We start from the raw sequence: 21103 nt of genomic DNA on the forward strand, positions 1-21103 counted from the left end.
CCATCAATTATCAATCGGGAACCCTTGAAAAAAGCTGGAAATCTACTACGATTTGATCCAGCACCACAAGGGTTTCTTTTTTTATCTTTTCCACCATTGTGGCTGCGTTGTTGAAATTATTTTCCTTCAAATCGTACTCCAGTCCCCTTGCCAAGGTACTTGCTTTAATCTTTAATTGCCCCAAACGACTTCCCAGCTTGTGGGCAATCTCCATTAATTCCTCCCAATCTCCACGGACACATGCCTGATCCAATTCAACTAGGTCTGCACTGGTGCTGGAACAAAAATCAATCAATACTTCCTTGACCATCTCCTCGTCATTCATGCAGAACTTTGAGATATCGGCAATGGAATATGATTGGGACTCTTGGGCTAACAATTCTGCATGGGAGTAGCCATTGACTTCATGGGAAATGGTTTCCAGCTCAAGCACTTTTCCAATCCTTTTGACCAGATCTCCCTCTTTGAAGGGCTTAAGGACGATGGCATCGAAGCCTGCATCTGACAATTGATCTTTTTCCTTGGCAAAAACATTAGCGGTAATCGCTATTGCTGGCAAATCCGTGTATCCATATTTCCCCCTCATCAATCGCAGGGTATCATAGCCGGTCACTTCAGGCATCTGCACGTCCAGCAAAGCCAAGTCCAAAGGAACCTGCTCAAATTCATCCCGGACTTTTACCCCGCCCAAGTAATCATAAACCTTTGCTCCATTGCTTTCAAGCAAGAGTTTGGCAAATTTTAACCCCACTGAATCGTCATCCACCAACAGTATATTGACTCCCCTAAGGTCATACCAACTACTGATTTCTTCCACTTTCACGGCTGCTTCAGTAGGTTTTACAGGAATTTTCACTTTAAACTCGGTACCTTCCCCTACACTACTTTCCAATTCAATTTTGCCTTTCAACAAATCAAGCATCCGCTTCACGATGGCCAGTCCAAGACCCGTACCGCCGTACTTACGGTTGATGGAGCCGTCCCCTTGATTAAACTCCTTGAACACATTTTCCTTAAACTCCTCCGACATGCCAATGCCGGTATCCTTTACATTGACCCATAAAAAATTTTTCTCATAAGCAACCTTCACCGCTACCATTCCCTCTTCGGTAAACTTGAGGGCATTGCTGATAAGGTTATTGAGGATCTGCCGGATCCTAAGCTCATCGCCTGAAAACCATTTCTCTTCCGGTATGTCGATGGTCCAAACAAAATCTATTTGCTTTTCCTTGGCTTTCAATTCGAAAGAACTCTGGATCGCGCGGAATAGCTTTTGTGGATTAAAAGGTTCATTTTCTATGGTGATCTTACCGGCCTCTAGCTTGGAAAGATCCAATATATCGTTCACGATTCCTGAAAGGGTGTCAGCAGCAAAGCCCACCATATTCACATAATCTTCCTGATCTTTGGTCATTGGGGTCTTGCGAATGGCATCATTATACCCCTGGATCGCATGCAGCGGATTCCTGATTTCATGGCTCATATTGGCCAAAAAGTTCTGCTTGGCCTTGGCCAATTTATCCGAGCGGACTTTGGCGCGTTCCAGTTCAAAACGCTTGCTCTCGTCTTTATTGATCTCGGTAAGGATACTATAGATAAACGCCGAAGACCCGACGATACCTACAAAGATAATCACCCCTAACAATATGGCCACATCAAATGCCAAGTCATAAAGGGAAGCATTTTTCTGCTCCACTTCCGCCAATGCATCGTACTGAAGGTTAGAAATGACCGTCTGGGTATCCTCGATAAGTGCACGGTTCTTTTCGTTTAGCTCCTTTTCCAATTGGGCCAAATTGGAGCGAAGGTGCTGTTCCTCATAATTGATATTGACCAAAAACTGCTTCACGGCATATAAAACCGAATCAGAATAGCTGGTGCTGGCATCATTTATGGTATCCTGCTCATCGACTTTTGGCCTAAACTGCTGGAACATATCCCGCAAGTTTTCTACCTCCGCCTCGGTCATCAGGTTTCCATCCTTAAATTTCTCCTCTGCACTGACCTTCTTTTGGGCAGGAGAATCCAATCTTCCTTTGGCCCTCCGTATCTTATGGTCAAAGCGGATTTTACCCAGGTTCTGTAACCGGTTGATCTCTTCCTGACGCTTGATTTTGGTCTCCAGGTTCTTGAGTGCCTCACGGCTAAAATTCCTGTTGATCAAATTATGCTTCACCTCCCGAAGGCCATTGTACACCACCACAAGCTCATTGATGTTATAATTAATCTGCTTCAGGTGGTTGAGCTCAACGGTATCGTTGGCAAACTGCTCGAGGTAATTCAGCTTTTTCTCGATCTTGTCCAGGTAGTTGACCGCAACAGATGTATCGTTCTCAGGTTCAAAATTTCCCTTTACCTTATCCAACTGGTACACATCTGCAAGGAGGGCGTTTAGCTCTTGCATGCGGTCACTTGGTTCTGAAAGTGTCTCTACGGTACCCAAAAGCCTGTTAAGGCTGAAATAGGTCACCGCTCCTACACTCAGTACCAGCATAATGGCGAGCATAAATCCTATGATCACCTTTTTCCTTGCCTTATGGGTCGTTTCTGTCGATTTCACAATATCCTGAATTTCAGCAAAGTTTCACACAAAAACAATACCAGCTAAACTTCCTCCACTTCCTCGACCAATACGTCGCCGGTCACTGCCTCGAAAGCGCAATATGCCGTGAAAAATGATACCGGAATGGTGACAAATACCCCAACGAAAACCAATGCACCGATGATATTGATGAGTATCAAGGAAAGGACCAACAGAAAGAATTTCCACCAGTTTTTGGTCACGATTTTTCTACTGTATTCCAAGGATTCCCAAAAATCCAACCCTGCAAAAATATGCAGCAAAATGGACAGGGAATACCCGACCATCAGGTAAACTCCCGGCACGACAAACAATACCAGTCCCAAAGAAACCAATATTTGGCCAATCAGCCAGATCAAAATGATGGGGATATAGTATGTAAAACCCTGAAAGAAATCAGTATAGGCAATATGCTCTCCTGCTTTAAGCTTATTGGCCACCAGGTAAAACCCAGAAAACAAGGGCCCAGCCAAAAACACACTGAACAACAGGGCGTACTCCTTAAGATAAAGCAGAAACAACAGTTCTAACGAAATCACAAAGCCCGTATAGCCCACTGCAAACAGGGGCTGCTGCTTAAACAGCGACCACCCCTCTACTAAAACTGTCTGAATATCAAAATCATAACCTCTTTCAATGAGTTTATTCAGGTGTAATTTTGTCATAGGTGATAGAAAATAGATCTAGAATGAAAGCGCAAATCTCTAATGAAATTTAAATATCACTATTTTACGCCAAATAATCACCACATTAACGCCACTACCTTTATGTCTTTTCTAGGGCAAAGGGACCGTCTAGCCTTTGGTGATGGCTCCCAGAATGTCATGTTTGGTGATGATGTGAATCTGATGTAGATCATCCCTGACCAAGACCGCCTTGTCCTTGTCCACCATGGATGACAACACGTCCAAGGTACTGTCCAATGCCACAAACTTCATCGAATCCTCCATGACTTCCTCCACCGGAGCATCCTTCAGCTCGGGCTTCTGAATGATCTTCGTCAACAATTTGGTGTCCGTCAGGCTTCCGATCACATTCCCGTCTTCCACGACCGGGATCTGAGAAACCGACCTTTCGTTCATCAGGTGAATCGCCGCTTTGACCTTCTCCCCTTTCTTGGCCACCACCAGTTCATAGCTCCCATTACGACTGGAGATGATATCCCGGGCAGTTCCAAACGTGGTATCCTCCAAAAAGCCGTGGTTTTTCATCCAGTCATCATTGTACACCTTTCCCAAGTAACGGGTACCATGATCGGGCAAAATAATCACCATGGTATCCTGCTCCGTTAGGTGCTGCCGGGCATACTCCAAGGCCCCATGGACGGCAGAACCGCAGGACCAGCCCACGAACAGTCCTTCTTCCCTGGAAAGTCTCCTCGTCATCACGGCCGAATCCTTATCGGTCACCTTCACAAAGTGATCAATCATCGAAAAATCAACATTGGCCGGTAAAATATCCTCGCCAATTCCTTCGGTGAGATAGGGATAAATTTCGTTTTCATCAAACTCCCCCGTTTCCTTGTACTTTTTGAAAACGGAACCATAGGTGTCGATGCCCACCGACACAATGGATGGGTTTTGCTCTTTCAGGTATTTGGCCGTGCCGCTCATCGTGCCGCCGGTACCCACACCTGCTGCAAAATGGGTGATTTTCCCTTCTGTATCCTTCCAAATCTCAGGACCTGTGGTTTCATAGTGGGCCTTCCAGTTGGAAAGATTATCGTACTGATTGGGATAAAATGAATTGGGAATATCCTTATTGAGCTTTTTTGCTACGGAATAGTAGGAGCGCGGATCATCTGGGGACACGTTGGTAGGACAAACGACCACCTCTGCTCCCATGGCTTTGAGGACATCTATTTTTTCTTTGGACTGCTTATCGGCCATTGTAAAAATACACTTGTACCCTCTCGCAATCCCTACCAAGGCCAAGCCCATCCCGGTATTGCCACTGGTTCCTTCTATAATGGTTCCGCCTGGCTTTAGTATTCCTGCTTTTTCGGCATCGTCGATCATTTTGATCGCCATTCTGTCCTTTACCGAATTTCCAGGATTGAAATATTCTACCTTCACATAAATCGTTCCCTTTATCCCTTTGTTGAGACGGTTTAGCTTTACCAAAGGAGTGTCTCCAATGGTGTCGATGATCGAGTTGTATATCATTTTTATAAGGGTTATTTCTTTAGGACAATTTACAAATATTTTTCTTTTGGGACGTGGATGTGCGACTTTCTTCTGTGCGATAACCATTATGCACATCTTGTTCCAATCCCGCAAAAATTGGTATAAAAAAAGCGGCCGATTTACAATGGGCCGCACTTACTTTCTCTAGGTTCCTGTCAAATCACTTTACCCCTGCCAGCAAATAGAGCACGGCCATTCGCACGGCCACCCCATTTTCTACCTGATTGAGGATAATGGAGTGCTCACTGTCGGCAACATCTGAATTCAACTCGACCCCCCTATTGATGGGGCCTGGATGCATGATGACTATTTCCTTATCCAACTGATCCAAAAGCTTCTTATCGACGCCATAGTAAAGGGAATATTCCCTTAAGGATGGGAAATATTTAATCTGCTGCCTTTCGAGTTGAATGCGCAGGACATTGGCCACGTCACACCATTCCAGTGCTTTTTTCACATCTAACTCCACCTTTACTCCCAGACTCGAAATGTACTTTGGCAACAAAGTGATCGGACCGCATACCATTACTTCTGCGCCCAACTTTTGCAGGCAGAATATATTGGAAAGCGCTACCCTTGAATGGAGGATATCACCAATAATCGCCACCTTCTTCCCGGCCACATCTCCCAGTTTTTCACGGATGGAAAAAGCATCCAACAAGGCTTGGGTAGGATGCTCGTGGGTGCCGTCTCCGGCATTGACAATATTGGCATCGATATTTTGTGAAAGAAAATGGGGAGCACCCGGGCTGCTATGCCGCATGACCACCATGTCCACCTTCATCGAAAGGATATTGTTTACCGTATCGACCAGTGTTTCCCCTTTTTTGACCGAGCTGTTGCTGGATGAGAAATTGATCACATCGGCAGAAAGCCGCTTTTCAGCCAGTTCAAAGGACAACCGGGTCCTAGTGGAGTTTTCAAAGAACACATTGGCAATGGTAATGTCCCGCAGCGATGGCACCTTTTTGATCGGCCGGTTGATAACCTCTTTAAAATTGTCCGCTGTTTCGAAAATCAGTTGGATATCTGCTTCATTCAATCCTTTGATACCCAATAAATGTTTGGTACTTAGCTGTTGCATCCTTAGCTTTTAACTTCTTCTTTTTCGGTTATCCAAATCGCATCTTCCTCGAATCCTTTCAATGCCCACTCCACACTGACATACTGGCTATCAAGCGTATTGACCTCCCGGCCACAGTAATCGGGCTTTATGGGATAATCACGTGTAAATTTCCGATCTATCAGAACCATCAGCTCTACCTTCCTGGGCCTTCCAAAAGCAATCATGGCATCCATGGCCGCTCGGGCCGACCTGCCTTTAAAAAGTACATCGTCTACCAACACCACGTTTTTGTTTTCAATCAAAAAATTGATCTTAGTCTCGTTCGCTTTCAGCGGAATATTCCTCCTGCGGAAATCATCCCGATGGAAGGTGGCATCCAAATACCCAGAAGGCACCTTCACCCCGCTGATTTCCTCCAGTCGCTTCTCCAGTCGGTCCAGCACCATCACCCCTCTTGGCTGAAGTCCCAGCAGTACGGTATTGTCAAAATCATCGTGATTTTCAATCAACTGGTAGCAGAAACGGTCCAGGATAATTGAAATTTGCTTTTGGTCTAAGACGAGTCTTTTTTGCATAACTGTGATTTGAGCACAAATATAGAAATAAATTGTCAGCCTCAGCCGCTTCGAACAGATAAATCAAGGCAATCCATCGCCGGAATACCATGGCCCTTCACCCTTTCGTAACCCTATTCTTCTTCGGCTTCCTCTTCAGGAATCAAGCTTGCATTGGCCTGGATTTTGGTCAAAAAGAACACTTCCCTGATCTCTTCTTTGCCCGAATCCCCCAAATACCTGATTCGCTGCTTTCCTGAGAGCAAAAAATAATCGCCATACCACCAGCTAAGGGAAAGGCTTTCCCCTTGGGTGTCCTTGATCCGCTCCTCCTCATCGATCAAGGCAAGCTCCACCGGCTCATTTTCCAGCTCGATCTCACCATTATGGAGATAACTGAGCTGCAATTTTTCGTCCTCCAAATAGAGGTAAAACAAGTTGCTTCCATCAAAACTGACTTCTCCAAATTTACCGGGACTGGTAGTGGTGACGTCCTTCAGGGAAAGGGAATTGTCCCACAGGATTTGCCCTTCTTCATCCAACAGTAAAAACTGGGCTGCCATAAATTTGTACTCGTTGTTGGACATCACATCGGTACCGGGATAGTCCCAGGGATAACCACCAGGAACCACCCTGTTACGCATGCTCAGGGGAGCATAGCGGTAAAAATCACTACTGTACATCATATCCCGGGGAGAAAACCTCCCCGAACTTGTCAGGTAATAATCATTGTATACCAAAAAGTAGTTGTTACCCGCCACAATTTCCCTGGTGACCAAGGTATTGGGAAGGACAAGGTCCCGTTCCTTTTCAATATCCCGGGCCAGCTTCCGCTCCCGACGGGCCTTTTGCTTCTCCGGAAGGTAATTATAAAAATGCTGAAAATCCGCCAAGGTCAAAAACCGGTTTTCATACTCGCCAAATTCATTGATCCTGGTAAAATACACCCCCATATTGGGATCGCGTTTTCTTTGCCCGTAAGGGCCTATCAACACTTGACTGTAATCATCCATGGACGTCAAGATCCCCTCGACAATCTCCAAGTCGGGCCGGTTTTCCGGTTCCACTTTTACTTCGCGCAGTTTGTTTCCTTCCAAGTCAAAGGTCATGATAGAAAGGCTCCTTTTCTTATAACGGTCCCGCTTGCTCACCAGCACATCAAATACTTTCAGCACCGGATCCTTTCTTAGCTGTAGAATACTCACCTCGTTGGCATATATTCCTTGGACGGTAAGGACACTGCCCGTTTCTGTATCCAGCAGCTGAATGGCCGGCCGATAATCCATCATCCCCATTAAAATGGCCTTTTTGTCCATGATCAAAAACTCCTGGAGTTCCATTTCGAGGATATTCTCCAATTTCACTTCCCTCACCCGGTGGTTGGTCAGGTTGATTTCATAGACAATCTTCTCATTGGCATAGCTTTCACCTTTCTGGAAAAGGGTATACAGGTATTCCTCATCCAGGTCAAACCCGATCAGGTCAAAATAATCTTTCACGGGTACTTCGTACACCTTGGAACCACGTAGGTCCCGATCGGTGAAAAAATACTGGAGCCGCTGTTCGAGACTGAATCCTTTGGCCGCTTTGGTGCGAAAGGCTATGGTACCGTCCCTGGTCGGCAAAACCAGGTAATCACGATCGTCCCATTCAGAAGGAACCTCTGCCCGGTTCGTGAACTGTACCTGGGCCACCACAACAACGGGCAATACGACCATCAGAAAAAATAACCCTATGAATTTATTCATTTCTATCCTCATATTTCTAACTTGATTGTACCTTAAGATAAGGCTAAGTATTTTATTTTAAAACATTATTTACGGACATTTGTCCCTGTAACAAACCCAAACCGACAGAAGCTTTGGACAATAAAAACATCACCAAAATCCTCAAACTCACCGCTCAGCTAATGGAGCTACATGAGGTGAATACCTTCAAGATCAGAAGTTATACTTCCGCCATATACTCCATCGACCAAGGTAATATCAGCCTGGAAAAGCTCGACAAAGAAGCCCTTCAAAAAATCAACGGCATCGGCAAAAGCATTGCAGAAGTCATCGTGCAGCTGCAGGAAACCGGCACCCATGAATATTTGGAGGAATTGCTGAAAGAAACCCCAAAAGGACTCTTGGAAGTATTGGAAATCAAAGGACTTGGTCCCAAAAAGATAAAAACACTCTGGAAAACGCTCCACATCACCTCCGTGCATGAACTGCTTGAAGCCTGTCAATCAGGGGAAGTGGCCAAAATAAAAGGCTTCGGTAAAAAGACACAGGAAAGCATTATCCAGTCCCTTGAATTTATGGCCTCTAACCAAGGCAAATGGCATTATGCCGATGTGGAAGAGGCCGTGGAAACCCTTCATGATGACCTGGTTCAGCTGTTTGGCGATGATGCCGTTTCACTTACGGGAGCCTACTCGCGTAAAAACGAAATCATCGAACAAGTGGAATGGTTGATCAAGAGCGAGGATCCTAAAGCAGTTTTCAAGAAGCTTTCATCACTGAAACCCCTTCAGCAAGACAAGAAAACATCCAGCCCCTTCACGTGGCGGGGAAAGCTGGGAGAGAGGGACCTTAGTGCCGTCATCTTTGTCACTTCTCCGAGCACTTTTGTAAATGAACAATTGCTGCGCAGCGCCAGTCGTGCACATTTGTTGGCCCCACTGGAAGATGGCACCCCCTTGGGCAGCTATTTTAAAGCAGGACAATTTGAAAGCCAAGAGGCCGCCTACAAAGCAGCAGGGCTGGCCTATGTGGTCCCCGAATTGCGCGAGGGCCAATTTGAGATCGCCCTAGCCAAAGAAAACAAACTACCGGTCTTACTGGAGGAAAAAGACCTCAAGGGAATTCTACACAACCATTCCACCTACAGTGACGGCAAACATACCCTAAAGGAAATGGCCGATTACTGCCAAGAACTGGGCTATGAGTACTTGGGCATCTCCGACCACAGCAGGACGGCCATGTATGCGGGCGGACTGGACATTGACAAGGTGGTCGAGCAGCAAGCGGAAATCAAACGCCTCAATGAAGAGATGGCCCCCTTTCGGATCTTCAGCGGGATCGAAAGCGACATCCTGGTGGATGGCAGCCTGGACTATCCTGACGAGGTATTGGCCTCCTTTGATTTTATCGTATCATCGATCCATAGCGGCCTGAGCATGACCCGTAAAAAAGCCACTGCCAGACTGATCAAAGCCATCGAAAACCCCTACACCACCATCCTCGGTCATCCTACCGGCCGGTTGCTGCTCAGAAGAGAAGGCTATCCAGTGGACCATAAGGCAATCATTGACGCTTGTGCAGAAAACAAGGTGGTCATCGAAATCAATGCAAATCCGTGGCGCTTGGACTTGGACTGGAGATGGGTGCACTATGCCATGGATAAAGAAGTCATGCTTTCCATCAACCCGGACGCTCATGAGAAAAAAGGTTATTTTCACATGAAATACGGTGTCCTGACAGGCCGCAAGGGAGGACTTACCAAAGCCATGACCCTGAATGCCATGGGCGTTCAAGCAATCGGGGAATACTTTGACAAAAGAAAAGAAAACATCAAAAAATAATCGCATTTATGAGTTGGATGAACAGCGACCCTAGTAAGCTGCTACAGCAGTGCTTCCTCATCGGTATGATAGGCATTATCCTATGCATCGTTCCGCTGGCCAATATGGCCTTGGCTGTCTTTGACCCTCAAAAACTGGTCTTCCTCAATGGCTTTGGACTGCTCGCACAGCTATTTGCTCTGAGCATTGCCGTGTATGTCCTTCGCATGAGAAAAATCCCTGAAGAGCCCAAGAACAAGGCAAAAAGCATGATCATCGTCCTGGGAGCAGCTTTGGTGTTTTTTATGCTTCAATAACTCCCTGAAAAACAGAAAAGGGAGCCTCCGAACAAGACTCCCTTTTCATTTAAAAAATGACTGAAATACTACGATTTTCTCACATTTATAGCGTTCAATCCTTTTTTTCCTTCTTTCACATCATATGACACCTTGTCGTTTTGGACGACTTTTTCCTCCAAACCTGTGGCATGCACAAAGACGTCATTCTGAGATTCGTCATCAATAATGAAACCGAATCCTTTGGCTTCATTATAAAATTTCACTTTTCCGGTAAGCATAATAATTAATTGTTAGTGGTTAAATGAACCAACAAACTATAAAATTCCACCTAAAAATCAAACTGATTTTCGTATCTTTTAACAATGAAAAATTTGATTATTTGTAGACATGCCAAGTCTTCATGGGATGATCCTTATATGGATGATCACCAAAGACCACTTGCTCCAAGAGGTTTACGAGATGCCCCTAGAATGGCTCAAAGGCTTAAAATAAGAGGTATTTCACCGGATTATTTCGTCTCCTCTGATGCGGAGCGGGCCAAAGCCACCGCCTTCATCACAGCCGAAAACCTCCACTTCCCCAAGGAAAGGGTCGTCCTGACTTCCCAGCTGTATCATGCCTCGGCCAGCACCATCCTAAAGGCCATTCAAGGCACTCCTGAAGGCAATAAAACGGTTTTGGTTTTTGGTCATAATCCTGGTTTTAATGACCTAATCGTCCACTTGGGCGGGCAGATCGACAACCTCCCCACCTGTGGTCAGTTTGCTTTTAGATTTGATGTGGATGCTTGGAAGGAAATCGACACCAAAAACGCCACGGAATGGTTTCTGGATTATCCCAAAAAACAGTAGATGCCAAGAAGGTTGTTTGAGAATCGTTTCTAGAACTTCCTTACATCCTGCAGCACTCCCTCAAACTCCCCTTCATGATGCAGTAGGTACAGCACCTTCTCGGCCACCGCAGCGGGAGTGGTCAGTTCTTGGTTGGCTTTAAAGGACTTGAACTTGTCCACATTGCTGAAGTCTGATGGCTTTGCCGAACGGATGGTTTCCTGCATGGGCGTATCCACAATCCCTGGTGAAAGCGCAAAATACCGGATCCCGTATCCTTTCAGATCACTTTCCTCCTGCGCCACACCCGTCATTCGGTTTAGGGCCGCCTTGGTACTGCAATATCCTGACCAGCCATCCATGTTTTTGGCTGCCGCCCCGGATGAGATGTTCACCACGGTCTTTTGAATGTCCTGATCGGCATATTTTTGGACAAATGCATTCATCAATATGGCCGGTGCTACGACATTGATGGCGTATATACTCGCTATACTTTGGGGTTCCAAGCTGCCAACAGGCGCTATTTCCCCTATCCACCCAGCATTATTGATCAAAGCGACCCGCTCAAAACGTCCCTGCGGAAAAATCCCGCCAAGCTTCTGGGGCAATGCCTCCACATCGGCCAGGTCAAGCGTAATATGCTTAAAATTAACAGAAGAATCCATGGATGAACGCGAAATTCCCACCACCATATTATTGGTATCTGCCACAAGGACATCCAACAGGCCTTTGCCCAATCCTTTGCTACATCCGGTTAAAATGAAGAGATTTTTCATGCTTGCTGATATTTTATGGTTGATCTTAACGATTCACGGTATTTGCCAGCCATAGACACTAACAAAGAAGCGATCCCATCACATGCACAGAATTGGCACCATGGGATCGCTTCGATGTGGGATACCCTCTTGACTCCCTCCTGCTAAATCTACAGGATATATTGTGACAGGTCCCTGTTTTGGACCAGTGAACTTAACCGTTCGCCTACCATGTCTTTGGTCACCATTATCTTTGAATTGGCCTCAATGGTATCCGGCACATCAAACAAAAAGTCATTTAACAGATGGCTCATCACCGTGTGCAGTCTTCTGGCACCGATATTTTCCACATCTTCGTTGATTTTAAAGGCAATGCGTGCGATTTCCTCTATGGCATCATCGGTATATTCCAGGGACACATCTTCCGCTCCAAAAAGTGCCTGATATTGTTTGGTCAAGGCATTTTTAGGCTCTCTAAGGATTCGGCTAAAGTCCTCTTGGGTCAGGTTGTCCAGCTCCACCCGGATCGGGAAACGTCCTTGCAATTCAGGAATCAAGTCTGACGGCTTGCTGACATGGAAGGCACCTGCTGCAATAAACAGCACATGGTCGGTATGCACCAAGCCGTATTTGGTGTTGACGGCACTTCCCTCCACGATGGGGAGTAAATCCCGCTGTACACCTTCCCTGCTTACATCAGGGCCATTTCCGCTTTTGCTGCTCTTGGCCACCTTGTCGATCTCATCGATAAAGATGATGCCATTGTTCTCTGCCAAGTGAATGGCTTCCTCTTTGACCTCATCAAAATCAATCAACTTGGACGCTTCTTCTTCCATCAAGATCTTTCTCGCTTCGGCGATGGTCACTTTCCGTTTCTTGGTCTTTTTGGGCATCATTCCGTTCAGCATATCCTGAAGCCCGGCCATGCTGGCGTCGTCCATCATGCCATTACCGATCATGCCTACGCCCACAGGGTTGGACTGCTTGACGTTTATCTCCACTTTGCGTTCCTCCAGTTCGCCATTTCTGAGTTTCTCCCTGAACCGTTCCCTGGTTTTTTCATTGAGCTCTTGCTCGGAAGCTTTTTCCGGATCAAAATCACCATTACTGGAGGTCGAGGTACTTCTGCCGGTACTGAAACCTGGGGCTTTGACCGGGGGGATAAGAATATCCAACAGGACATCCTCGACATTTTCGGCGGCCTTTTCCTTCACCTCTTCATTCTTGGCTTCCTTGACCAAATTGATGGATTGCTCCACCAGGTCACGGACCATGCTCTCCACATCCCTGCCCACGTATCCTACCTCGGTAAACTTTGAGGCTTCCACTTTGGTAAAAGGCGCGTTGGCCACCTTGGCCAATCTTCGGGCGATCTCGGTCTTCCCCACCCCTGTGGCACCGATCATCAGGATATTATTGGGAACAATATCCTTTTGGAGATCGCTCTTGACCATCATTCTTCTGATACGGTTTCGCAGGGCGATGGCCACATTTCTCTTGGCGTCGCGCTGGCCTATAATATATTTGTCCAGTTCGTGGACGATTTGCTTTGGTGTCAAATGATTAATTGCTTTCATAAACTGCTCTGATCAAGAAATCCAATTTGATTTCGTGGTTAACATTCATTTCGTTTGCTGTACCTTCTGTAAAAACATTTATGCCAAGTGAAAGTTCAGCTTAACTTCCCGCTGTTGATTGTCAAACGATATGCCACTAAAAATATATCGGCGGAACAGAGCTGCCTGTCCCGCCGATATTTTTATCAGGCTTGTACTGATTTTTGGTTATCCTCAAAGGTAAATTTCATAGGATGATCCACCTTTTGGTTTAGCAGCGCCAGTTCCAGGACTTCATTGACATTGTCCACAAAATGGAAGTTCACTCCTTTTACATAGCGCTCATGAATTTCTTCGATATCCTTTTGGTTGCGCTTACAGAGGATGATATCCTTGATACCGGCCCTTTTGGCTGCCAGGATTTTTTCTTTTATGCCACCCACGGGCATTACCTTTCCGCGAAGGGTAATCTCACCGGTCATGGCCAGTTTCGCTTTTACTTTCCGCTGCGTGTACAGGGAAGCCAAAGCAGTCAACATGGTGATCCCAGCAGAAGGGCCGTCTTTTGGCACCGCCCCGGCCGGCACGTGAACGTGCAGGTCATACTGGTCAAACACCCTGCTGTCAATGTTCAGTTGATCGGCTTTAGACCTTAAATAGGACATGGCTGTCATGGCCGATTCTTTCATCACATCCCCCAGCTGCCCTGAAAGGGTAAGTTTACCTTTTCCTTTGCTGAGCGAAGATTCCACAAAAAGAATTTCGCCCCCAACAGAAGTCCAGGCCAGACCGGTCACGACACCGGCCACACTGTTGTCCTGATAGATTTCCTTATCGAACATTTCGCCGCCAAGGATCTTTCGGACCATCTCAGGGGTGATTTTCTTCTGATAATCCTCCTCCATCGCAATGGATTTGGCCACATTCCTGATGACCGTACCGACCTGACGCTCCAGGCTACGCACACCGGATTCCCTGGTATAGCCTTCTATGATCTTTACGATCGCTGCTTTGTCAAAGCTGATGTCCTTGGCCTTCAGCCCATGTTCTTTCCGTTGTTTCGGAATCAAGTGCTTTTTGGCTATTTCCACCTTTTCCTCCATCGTATACCCGGTCACCTCGATGATTTCCATCCGGTCTCTGAGTGCCGGCTGGATGCTCTCCAGGGAGTTGGCCGTAGCGATGAACAGCACCTTGGAAAGATCATATTCCACTTCAAGGTAATTGTCCACAAAGGAGCTGTTTTGCTCGGGATCCAACACCTCCAAAAATGCTGAAGATGGATCTCCCCTAAAATCAGCACTCAATTTATCGATCTCATCCAACACATAAACGGGATTGGATGTCTGTACTTTCTTCATGTTTTGGATGATCTTACCGGGCATGGCTCCCACGTAAGTCTTCCGGTGGCCACGGATTTCGGCCTCATCGTGCATCCCGCCAAGGGACATCCGGATGTATTTTCTTCCCAAGGCCTTGGCGATGGATTTCCCCAACGAGGTCTTCCCGACTCCTGGAGGGCCATAGAGGCACAAAATCGGCCCCTTCAGGTCATTCTTAAGCTTGAGGACCGCTAAATATTCAATGATCCTGTCCTTCACCTTTTCAAGGCCGTGGTGATCCTTGTCCAAAATCTCCTTGGCCCGCTTCAGGTCAAAGTTGTCTTTCGTAAATTCATTCCAGGGCAAATCCACCATCAACTCTGCATAATTCAGCGCGATGGGATACTCTGCCGCCGATGGATTGACGCGAAGGATCTTATCCAGCTCTTTTTCAAAATGCTTGCCTACCTCTTCCGGCCACTTTTTCTTTCTTCCCTTCAGGCGGAGCTCCTCGACTTCCTTTTCAGGGCCCTCTTCGCCCAATTCCGTCTGAAGCACTTTCATCTGCTGGCGCAGAAAATAATCCCGCTGTTGCTGGTCAATATCGGTATGGACCTTTTTGTGGATTTCACTCTTCAATTCCAGCATCTGGATGTCCTTCATCATATACTCCAGCAGCAGCGTGGCCCGGTCCAGGCCGTCGTTGATTTCAAGCAGCTTTTGCTTGGCCTCTACTGGCGCATTGATATTGGAGGAAAGAAAATGGGTCAGAAATGCGGTATTGTCAATATTGTCCAAGGCCACCTGCGCCTCTCGAGGAATTTCAGGATTTAACTGCAATATTTTAGCGGCAGCCTCCTTAAGGGACTCTTCGAGGGCAGTGATCTGCTTATTGCCCTCAGGGAACGTTTCATCCAAATAGTCCACCTTGGCCTGAAAATAAGGCTCTTCCGTGATCGTCTCACGGATCTTGAAGCGTTTCTTTCCTTGAATGATAATGGTAGTATTGCCATCCGGCAAAACGATCATTTTAATGATCTTCGCAATGGTACCGACATGATAGATATCATCCCAGCCCGGATCGTCATTGTTTGGATTGATCTGTGCACAGACCCCAATCATTTTATCGCCCTTATGGGCCTTTTTGACCAACTTGATGGATCGCTGTCTTCCCACGGTAATGGGAATCACCACCCCTGGAAACAGCACGGTGTTCCGTACCGATAGGATGGGAATATCTTCAGCATAATTTTCGAGTCTCGCCTGCTCATCTTCCTCATCATCCGTGATCAATTGTATCAAATCTCCTTCTCCCGCAAAATCTCCCACGATCAAAGACTGATATAAGGAACTATCGTTTTTCTTCATATATACAGAATGACTGTTATTTTGTCATAGTTAAATTTACAATATAAACCTGACCTTTCTTCTTTTTTAGGCCTATCTATTCAACTCAATGGACATGCCAATAAAAAAAAAGGTACAAATTGGCAGGTTTTTTATTTTATCTGCTGTACATCTGCTACATTTCCACCACACAAAAAAGGGCAAAATCAATTTTGCCCTTTTGAATTTTATGATGTTCAGGAAAGGCATTTACCCTCCTGTAAACAATTTCAAAATATCATTTCCTATCGCAAAGACCATTAACGCCAGTAATAATACCATACCGACTTTTTGGGCATTTTCAAGGAACTTTTCGGAAGGGCTCCGTCCCGAGATCATTTCATAGAGTAAAAACACCACATGGCCACCGTCCAGCGCCGGAATAGGCAGCAGGTTCATAAAGGCCAGGATCATGGAAATCAGTCCCGTGATGCTCCAAAACTTCACCCAATCCCAACGGCTGCCATAAATCTTTGCCATGCCGATCGGACCACTGACGTTTCTCGTAGAAACCTCCCCTGTAAACATCTTGCCCAAGGCTTTCGCATTGACGATGACTACGCTAAAGGCCTTTTCGGTCCCTTTAACGATGGATTCGTTGAGGCTATATTGTTTCCTTACCGGCTCTATCAGGTAATTTACCTGAATACCTATCATACCGTCTTCCGGAATGACCACTTGTCCTTCCAGCATGCTTCCGCTCCGCTCATAGGCCAGGGAGATCTGCTCCCCTGCATGGTCTTCCAATTTCTGGTGAAAATCATTAAAATACCTGACCGGTTCTCCATTCACGGCCACAATCTTATCGCCTTTCTCCAAGCCTAGCTGAGCAGCTGGCGTCCCTTTAAAGGACTCCTCCACTACAAAGGGCAACCCAATATCAATGAAATTGGACATGGCCTCCTGATTGGAAAAGGAATTGATAAACCCTCTCGGAATATCTATTTGGATGATTTTGCCGTCCCGCTCCACGGTATAATAACCGTTCTCGCTCAACAACACGTCACCACTGGACAGGTCGGAAAGACTTTGGTAGGTATGACCGTTGACATCCAACACCTTATCTCCATCCTGGAAGCCTATTTGCTTACCGATATCATAAGCCACTATACCGTGCTCGATCACCTGATCCCGGGAGAAATACGTCTCTCCACGATCATAGGTCAACGCGATAAAGATCAACACCCCGGTAATGACATTCACGATAATTCCGCCCAGCATCACGATCAATCGCTGCCAAGCGGGCTTTGCCCTGAATTCCCATGGTTGGGGTTCGGAAGAAAGCTGCTCGGTATCCATGGACTCATCGACCATTCCCGAGATTTTCACAAAACCGCCCAAAGGAATCGCTCCCAGGGAATATTCTGTTTCTCCGTACTTAAACCCGATGATTTTGGGAGGAAATCCAATTGAAAACTTCTCCACACGCATCCCAAACATTTTGGCAGCCAGCATGTGGCCTCCCTCGTGCAAGCCCACCAAAATAGATAGCCCCAGCAAAAGCTGGCCTACCATAATCAAAGTATCCATATATTACTTGTTAATCTTTATTAATTCTTCTGTTTTCACTCTTGCCATCTTGTCGGTAGCGACAAAATCCTCCAATTTTGGAGACTGCACATAATCGACAGCGGCCATGGTTTCGGCAATGATATCCGACATTTCCAGAAATCCTACCTGATCCCTCAAAAATGCAACCACAACTACTTCGTTTGCCGCATTGAGGACGCACGGAGCGTTCCCTCCCCTCTCCAATGCATCAAAAGCCAATTGGAGGTTCTTAAAAGTTTCCAAATCGGGTTTCTCAAAATCCAATGAAGGATACTGCATGAAGTCAAATCGCGGAAATTCGGACACTAACCTGTCCGGATATGTCAAGGCGAATTGAATGGGAATACGCATATCCGGCAGCCCAAGTTGTGCCTTTATGCTTCCATCCTCAAATTGTACTAACGAATGGATAATGGATTGCGGATGTACGACCACCTCAATTTGTGCCGGACGAACACCAAAAAGCCACTTCGCCTCGATCACCTCCAGGCCTTTGTTCATCAAGGAAGCTGAATCGATCGTAATCTTGGCCCCCATGTCCCAGTTGGGATGTTTTAACGCCTGTTCTTTGGTGACCGTTTCCAAGAAAGAGCGGTCTTTCCCACGAAAAGGACCTCCCGACGCCGTCAGGATTAATTTCTCAATGGGATTATGAAATTCCCCGACCAAGCATTGGAAGATGGCCGAATGCTCTGAATCGACGGGATAAATGTTCACCCCTTTTTTCTTGGCCAGGTCAGTGATCAGTTCACCTGCCACCACCAAGGTTTCCTTGTTGGCCAAGGCAATTTGCTTTCCTGCATTGATGGCACTGATGGTCGGCAACAGCCCCGAATAGCCTACCAAAGCCGTTAGCACCACGTCAATAGTATCCATCTCCACCACCTGTGCCAACGCCTGTTCTCCGGCATAAACCTTGATAAAATGAGGTTCTAATGCTTCTTTAAGCGTTGCATAGTGTGATTCATTGGCGATGACTACAGCATTTGGCTGGAACTCCAAGGCTTGCTGGATCAATAAGTCCACATTGTTTTGGGCCGTCAATACTTCTACCTCAAAATGCTCCGCATGGCTTTTGATCACTTCTAGTGCCTGTGTGCCAATACTTCCTGTAGAACCCAATAGGGCCACGCGTTTTTTATTTGACATTGATGTCTCTTTTCTCCTTGGCAAGGGCCGAAGACCCGCACCAAGGTACTCAAACCTATCTCAATAAGCTGACAAATTTACAAGCTTCAAAGACTTTTCCTCGGTTTTTTTGCCACTTTTTCAGCCTGAGGTACTTTGGCATTGCTTTGGCCTGATTTTTCTTATACCCTAACTTCCAAAATAAAGCCAAAACGATCCATCGCACTGGATTTATTAAAAATTGTTAAAGCGATGACCGAAAAACAGATTTAAGCGTAAATTGACCAAAAAACGCAACGATAACTTAACCTTATAACCATACGTCTCATGCAAAAAAGCTTCACTACTTTCATGTTGGCCTTTGTAGCCGGACTGCTTGGCGCCTGGACATATCAGCAGTTTTTTTTGACTGATCTTTCGCTTGCAGGGCATCCATCGGCCGACACGCAATTCACATCTCATCAAATCAATAATTTCACCGAATCAAATGCCCCCACTACCAGTGGCAAGGCCAATGGTTTGCCGGTGTCTTTTGTGGAAGCCTCGGAACGCAGTACCGAATCGGTGGTGTTCATCAAAAACTTCTCGGGCACTGACTACCGAAGATACAGCATATTTGACTATTTCTTTGGTCCACAGGGCGGAAGTCCCCAGCGGGTAAGCACGGGATCAGGGGTCATTTTCAGTGAAGACGGGTACATCATCACCAATAACCACGTCGTAGAAGATGCCGAGACCTTGGAAGTCATCCATCAGAAAAAAACCTATAAAGCCAAACTAATCGGCACAGATCCAAATACGGACATTGCTGTGCTGAAGGTCGATGCCGAAGGCCTCCCCGCCATCAAAAAAGGCAGCAGCCGAGACCTCCAAATCGGTGAATGGGTCATCGCCGTGGGCAATCCATTTAACCTTACCTCTACGGTTACTGCGGGGATCGTCTCTGCCAAGGAGCGGCAAATCAATATCCTCGGAGGTGATTTTCCTTTGGAATCATTTATCCAAACGGATGCGGCCATTAACCCCGGCAACTCCGGAGGGGCCCTTGTCAATGTCAATGGAGAACTTGTCGGCATCAACACCGCCATCCTTTCCAAAACGGGGACCTATACCGGCTATGGCTTTGCGGTCCCGGTGGACATCGCTGCCAAAATCGCCAATGACCTGATCAACTACGGCGAAGTGCAGAAGGCCATTCCCGGTGTGAGCACGGAAGAAATCACCCCTGAAATCGCCGAAAAAATGGGGCTCGAATCATTGGACGGCGTGATCGTAAACCATATTATCCGCAATGGCGCAGCAGAAAAAGCGGGCATGGAAGTCGGAGACATCATTATCGGCATCGACGACACCGAAGTGAATGGCAAAGGCAGTTTTGAAGAGGCCTTATCTTATCACTACCCTGGGGACCAAGTCACCCTACGGTACCTCCGTGAAAACAAGCAAAAAAGGGCAGACATCACCCTTCAAAACCTTCAAGGAGGCACTGGGGTGATCGAAAAGGCCTTTTTCTCTTCTGCTTTGCTGGGAGCAAAACTGGAAGCGGTAAATACAGTGGACAAAGACCGCTATGAAATTGATTATGGTGTCAAAATCACCGCCCTCACCAGAGGATACCTCAGTGAACTGGGGCTAGGGAATGGCTTTATTCTCACTGAGGTAAATGGGGAACCGGCAGAAGATCCGGACGAAATCGGCACTTTCTTGGAAGAATACAGCGGCCGACTGGTACTGGAAGGCATCACCCCTCGGGGAAGGGTATTCCGACAATCCTACAGCGTCAGGTAGCGGTAATTTAGATAGAAATTAAATTTGGGAAGCACCGGTTAAATTCGGTGCTTTCTTTGTTAGATTTTTGTAGATTTAGAAAAAGGACACCCGCTATGAAAACACAACCGCTAAACTGTGAGCAATGCTTCAACAACTTTCAGGATTCACTTTCGGAATTACAGGAGGTGATCGAGGAAATCAACCTCAGAGGAGTTAACCCCAAAAACGAACAGCACCTACACCGATCATTTGAGCTGACGCATGAACTGGCCCTGAACGCCATGTCCGAATATTTCCGTAAACAAGGAAGGCCTCCCTACAGCGGTTCCAGGGACATTACCCTGGATGCCTTTAACGAAGAGTTGATCGATGACGGCAAAGGTTGGCTGGACATGATCATCTGTCGCATCAAAGCGACCCCTGTCTATACCGAAGACGTTCACAAAAATGTCTCCCAGAACATTTTGAAAAATTACATTCACCTGTTCGAAAATTTCGAGAAAAAGATGAAAATGGCATTGGACCAATAAGTGTTTTTGAAATTTTTATCATTTTTTTCTTGCCCGCTGTAG

At 46.4% G+C, this 21103-nt stretch carries 17 protein-coding genes; 5 read left to right on the top strand and 12 right to left on the bottom strand.

The features are described 5' to 3' along the window. Positions 1-10: 10 nt before the first annotated feature. The 6 genes from ECHVI_RS22680 to ECHVI_RS22705 all read right to left on the bottom strand — a co-directional run bounded on the left by ECHVI_RS22680 (position 11) and on the right by ECHVI_RS22705 (position 8135). Positions 11-2560, bottom strand: coding sequence for a hybrid sensor histidine kinase/response regulator (locus ECHVI_RS22680; RefSeq protein ID WP_015268346.1), 2550 nt, complete (start codon positions 2558-2560; stop codon positions 11-13). 44 nt (positions 2561-2604) lie between these two features. Next, complete coding sequence (locus ECHVI_RS22685; RefSeq protein ID WP_015268347.1) at positions 2605-3246, bottom strand: hypothetical protein; 642 nt, start codon at positions 3244-3246, stop codon at positions 2605-2607. A 129-nt stretch (positions 3247-3375) separates the two neighbouring features. Further along, positions 3376-4746, bottom strand: a complete 1371-nt coding sequence (locus ECHVI_RS22690; RefSeq protein ID WP_015268349.1) for a cystathionine beta-synthase — start codon at positions 4744-4746, stop codon at positions 3376-3378. Positions 4747-4927: 181 nt separating this feature from the next. Next, on the bottom strand, positions 4928-5851 hold the full coding sequence (locus tag ECHVI_RS22695; protein ID WP_015268350.1) for an aspartate carbamoyltransferase catalytic subunit: 924 nt from the start codon (positions 5849-5851) through the stop codon (positions 4928-4930). Positions 5852-5853: 2 nt separating this feature from the next. Then, the gene (gene pyrR, locus ECHVI_RS22700) at positions 5854-6408 is read right to left on the bottom strand and encodes a bifunctional pyr operon transcriptional regulator/uracil phosphoribosyltransferase PyrR (RefSeq protein ID WP_015268351.1); all 555 of its coding nucleotides are present in this window, start codon (positions 6406-6408) and stop codon (positions 5854-5856) included. 113 nt (positions 6409-6521) lie between these two features. Then, positions 6522-8135 carry a transcriptional regulator gene (locus ECHVI_RS22705; protein WP_245553404.1) on the bottom strand — a complete coding sequence of 538 codons (1614 nt, stop codon included), beginning with the start codon at positions 8133-8135 and terminating at the stop codon, positions 6522-6524. Between the two features lie 113 nt (positions 8136-8248). Here ECHVI_RS22705 and ECHVI_RS22710 point away from each other — a divergent pair, with 113 nt between their 5' ends. Both ECHVI_RS22710 and ECHVI_RS22715 read left to right on the top strand, forming a co-directional pair. Next, a complete protein-coding gene (locus ECHVI_RS22710) occupies positions 8249-9955 on the top strand; it encodes a DNA polymerase/3'-5' exonuclease PolX (protein WP_015268353.1) in 1707 nt (568 codons plus the stop codon). An 8-nt stretch (positions 9956-9963) separates the two neighbouring features. Beyond that, positions 9964-10251, top strand: a complete 288-nt coding sequence (locus ECHVI_RS22715) for a hypothetical protein (protein ID WP_015268354.1) — start codon at positions 9964-9966, stop codon at positions 10249-10251. 68 nt (positions 10252-10319) lie between these two features. Here ECHVI_RS22715 and ECHVI_RS22720 read toward each other — a convergent pair whose 3' ends face one another. Further along, the gene (locus ECHVI_RS22720; RefSeq protein ID WP_015268355.1) at positions 10320-10511 is read right to left on the bottom strand and encodes a cold-shock protein; all 192 of its coding nucleotides are present in this window, start codon (positions 10509-10511) and stop codon (positions 10320-10322) included. Between the two features lie 84 nt (positions 10512-10595). Between ECHVI_RS22720 and ECHVI_RS22725 the strand changes: the two genes are divergently transcribed. Continuing rightward, entirely contained in the window at positions 10596-11084 is a 489-nt protein-coding gene (locus tag ECHVI_RS22725) for a SixA phosphatase family protein (protein WP_015268356.1), read from the top strand. Positions 11085-11113: 29 nt separating this feature from the next. Here ECHVI_RS22725 and ECHVI_RS22730 read toward each other — a convergent pair whose 3' ends face one another. From ECHVI_RS22730 to ECHVI_RS22750, 5 genes are all read right to left on the bottom strand, one after another. After that, complete coding sequence (locus tag ECHVI_RS22730; RefSeq protein ID WP_015268357.1) at positions 11114-11839, bottom strand: SDR family NAD(P)-dependent oxidoreductase; 726 nt, start codon at positions 11837-11839, stop codon at positions 11114-11116. 149 nt (positions 11840-11988) lie between these two features. Beyond that, on the bottom strand, positions 11989-13395 hold the full coding sequence (hslU, locus tag ECHVI_RS22735; protein WP_015268358.1) for an ATP-dependent protease ATPase subunit HslU: 1407 nt from the start codon (positions 13393-13395) through the stop codon (positions 11989-11991). 185 nt (positions 13396-13580) lie between these two features. Continuing rightward, positions 13581-16064 carry an endopeptidase La gene (gene lon, locus ECHVI_RS22740; RefSeq protein ID WP_015268359.1) on the bottom strand — a complete coding sequence of 828 codons (2484 nt, stop codon included), beginning with the start codon at positions 16062-16064 and terminating at the stop codon, positions 13581-13583. A gap of 228 nt (positions 16065-16292) precedes the next feature. Then, complete coding sequence (rseP, locus tag ECHVI_RS22745; protein ID WP_015268360.1) at positions 16293-17612, bottom strand: RIP metalloprotease RseP; 1320 nt, start codon at positions 17610-17612, stop codon at positions 16293-16295. 3 nt (positions 17613-17615) lie between these two features. Further along, positions 17616-18782, bottom strand: a complete 1167-nt coding sequence (locus ECHVI_RS22750) for a 1-deoxy-D-xylulose-5-phosphate reductoisomerase (RefSeq protein WP_015268361.1) — start codon at positions 18780-18782, stop codon at positions 17616-17618. 306 nt (positions 18783-19088) lie between these two features. Between ECHVI_RS22750 and ECHVI_RS22755 the strand changes: the two genes are divergently transcribed. Then, positions 19089-20549 (top strand): S1C family serine protease, encoded by a 1461-nt coding sequence (locus ECHVI_RS22755; RefSeq protein ID WP_015268362.1) that lies wholly within the window; start codon positions 19089-19091, stop codon positions 20547-20549. Between the two features lie 95 nt (positions 20550-20644). After that, on the top strand, positions 20645-21061 hold the full coding sequence (locus tag ECHVI_RS22760; protein WP_015268363.1) for a nucleotidyltransferase substrate binding protein: 417 nt from the start codon (positions 20645-20647) through the stop codon (positions 21059-21061). The last annotated feature ends 42 nt before the right edge of the window (positions 21062-21103 follow it).

Source organism: Echinicola vietnamensis DSM 17526, assembly GCF_000325705.1.
Classification (GTDB): domain Bacteria; phylum Bacteroidota; class Bacteroidia; order Cytophagales; family Cyclobacteriaceae; genus Echinicola; species Echinicola vietnamensis.

Excerpts from the sequence above, each read along its gene's own strand:
- ECHVI_RS22685 (WP_015268347.1), bottom strand. The coding sequence starts at position 3,246 with ATGACAAAATTACACCTGAATAAACTCATTGAAAGAGGTTATGATTTT.
- ECHVI_RS22690 (WP_015268349.1), bottom strand. The coding sequence starts at position 4,746 with ATGATATACAACTCGATCATCGACACCATTGGAGACACTCCTTTGGTA.
- ECHVI_RS22695 (WP_015268350.1), bottom strand. The coding sequence starts at position 5,851 with ATGCAACAGCTAAGTACCAAACATTTATTGGGTATCAAAGGATTGAAT.
- pyrR (WP_015268351.1), bottom strand. The coding sequence starts at position 6,408 with ATGCAAAAAAGACTCGTCTTAGACCAAAAGCAAATTTCAATTATCCTG.
- ECHVI_RS22705 (WP_245553404.1), bottom strand. The coding sequence starts at position 8,135 with ATGAATAAATTCATAGGGTTATTTTTTCTGATGGTCGTATTGCCCGTT.
- ECHVI_RS22715 (WP_015268354.1), top strand. The coding sequence starts at position 9,964 with ATGAGTTGGATGAACAGCGACCCTAGTAAGCTGCTACAGCAGTGCTTC.
- ECHVI_RS22720 (WP_015268355.1), bottom strand. The coding sequence starts at position 10,511 with ATGCTTACCGGAAAAGTGAAATTTTATAATGAAGCCAAAGGATTCGGT.
- ECHVI_RS22725 (WP_015268356.1), top strand. The coding sequence starts at position 10,596 with ATGAAAAATTTGATTATTTGTAGACATGCCAAGTCTTCATGGGATGAT.
- ECHVI_RS22730 (WP_015268357.1), bottom strand. The coding sequence starts at position 11,839 with ATGAAAAATCTCTTCATTTTAACCGGATGTAGCAAAGGATTGGGCAAA.
- hslU (WP_015268358.1), bottom strand. The coding sequence starts at position 13,395 with ATGAAAGCAATTAATCATTTGACACCAAAGCAAATCGTCCACGAACTG.
- lon (WP_015268359.1), bottom strand. The coding sequence starts at position 16,064 with ATGAAGAAAAACGATAGTTCCTTATATCAGTCTTTGATCGTGGGAGAT.
- rseP (WP_015268360.1), bottom strand. The coding sequence starts at position 17,612 with ATGGATACTTTGATTATGGTAGGCCAGCTTTTGCTGGGGCTATCTATT.
- ECHVI_RS22750 (WP_015268361.1), bottom strand. The coding sequence starts at position 18,782 with ATGTCAAATAAAAAACGCGTGGCCCTATTGGGTTCTACAGGAAGTATT.
- ECHVI_RS22755 (WP_015268362.1), top strand. The coding sequence starts at position 19,089 with ATGCAAAAAAGCTTCACTACTTTCATGTTGGCCTTTGTAGCCGGACTG.
- ECHVI_RS22760 (WP_015268363.1), top strand. The coding sequence starts at position 20,645 with ATGAAAACACAACCGCTAAACTGTGAGCAATGCTTCAACAACTTTCAG.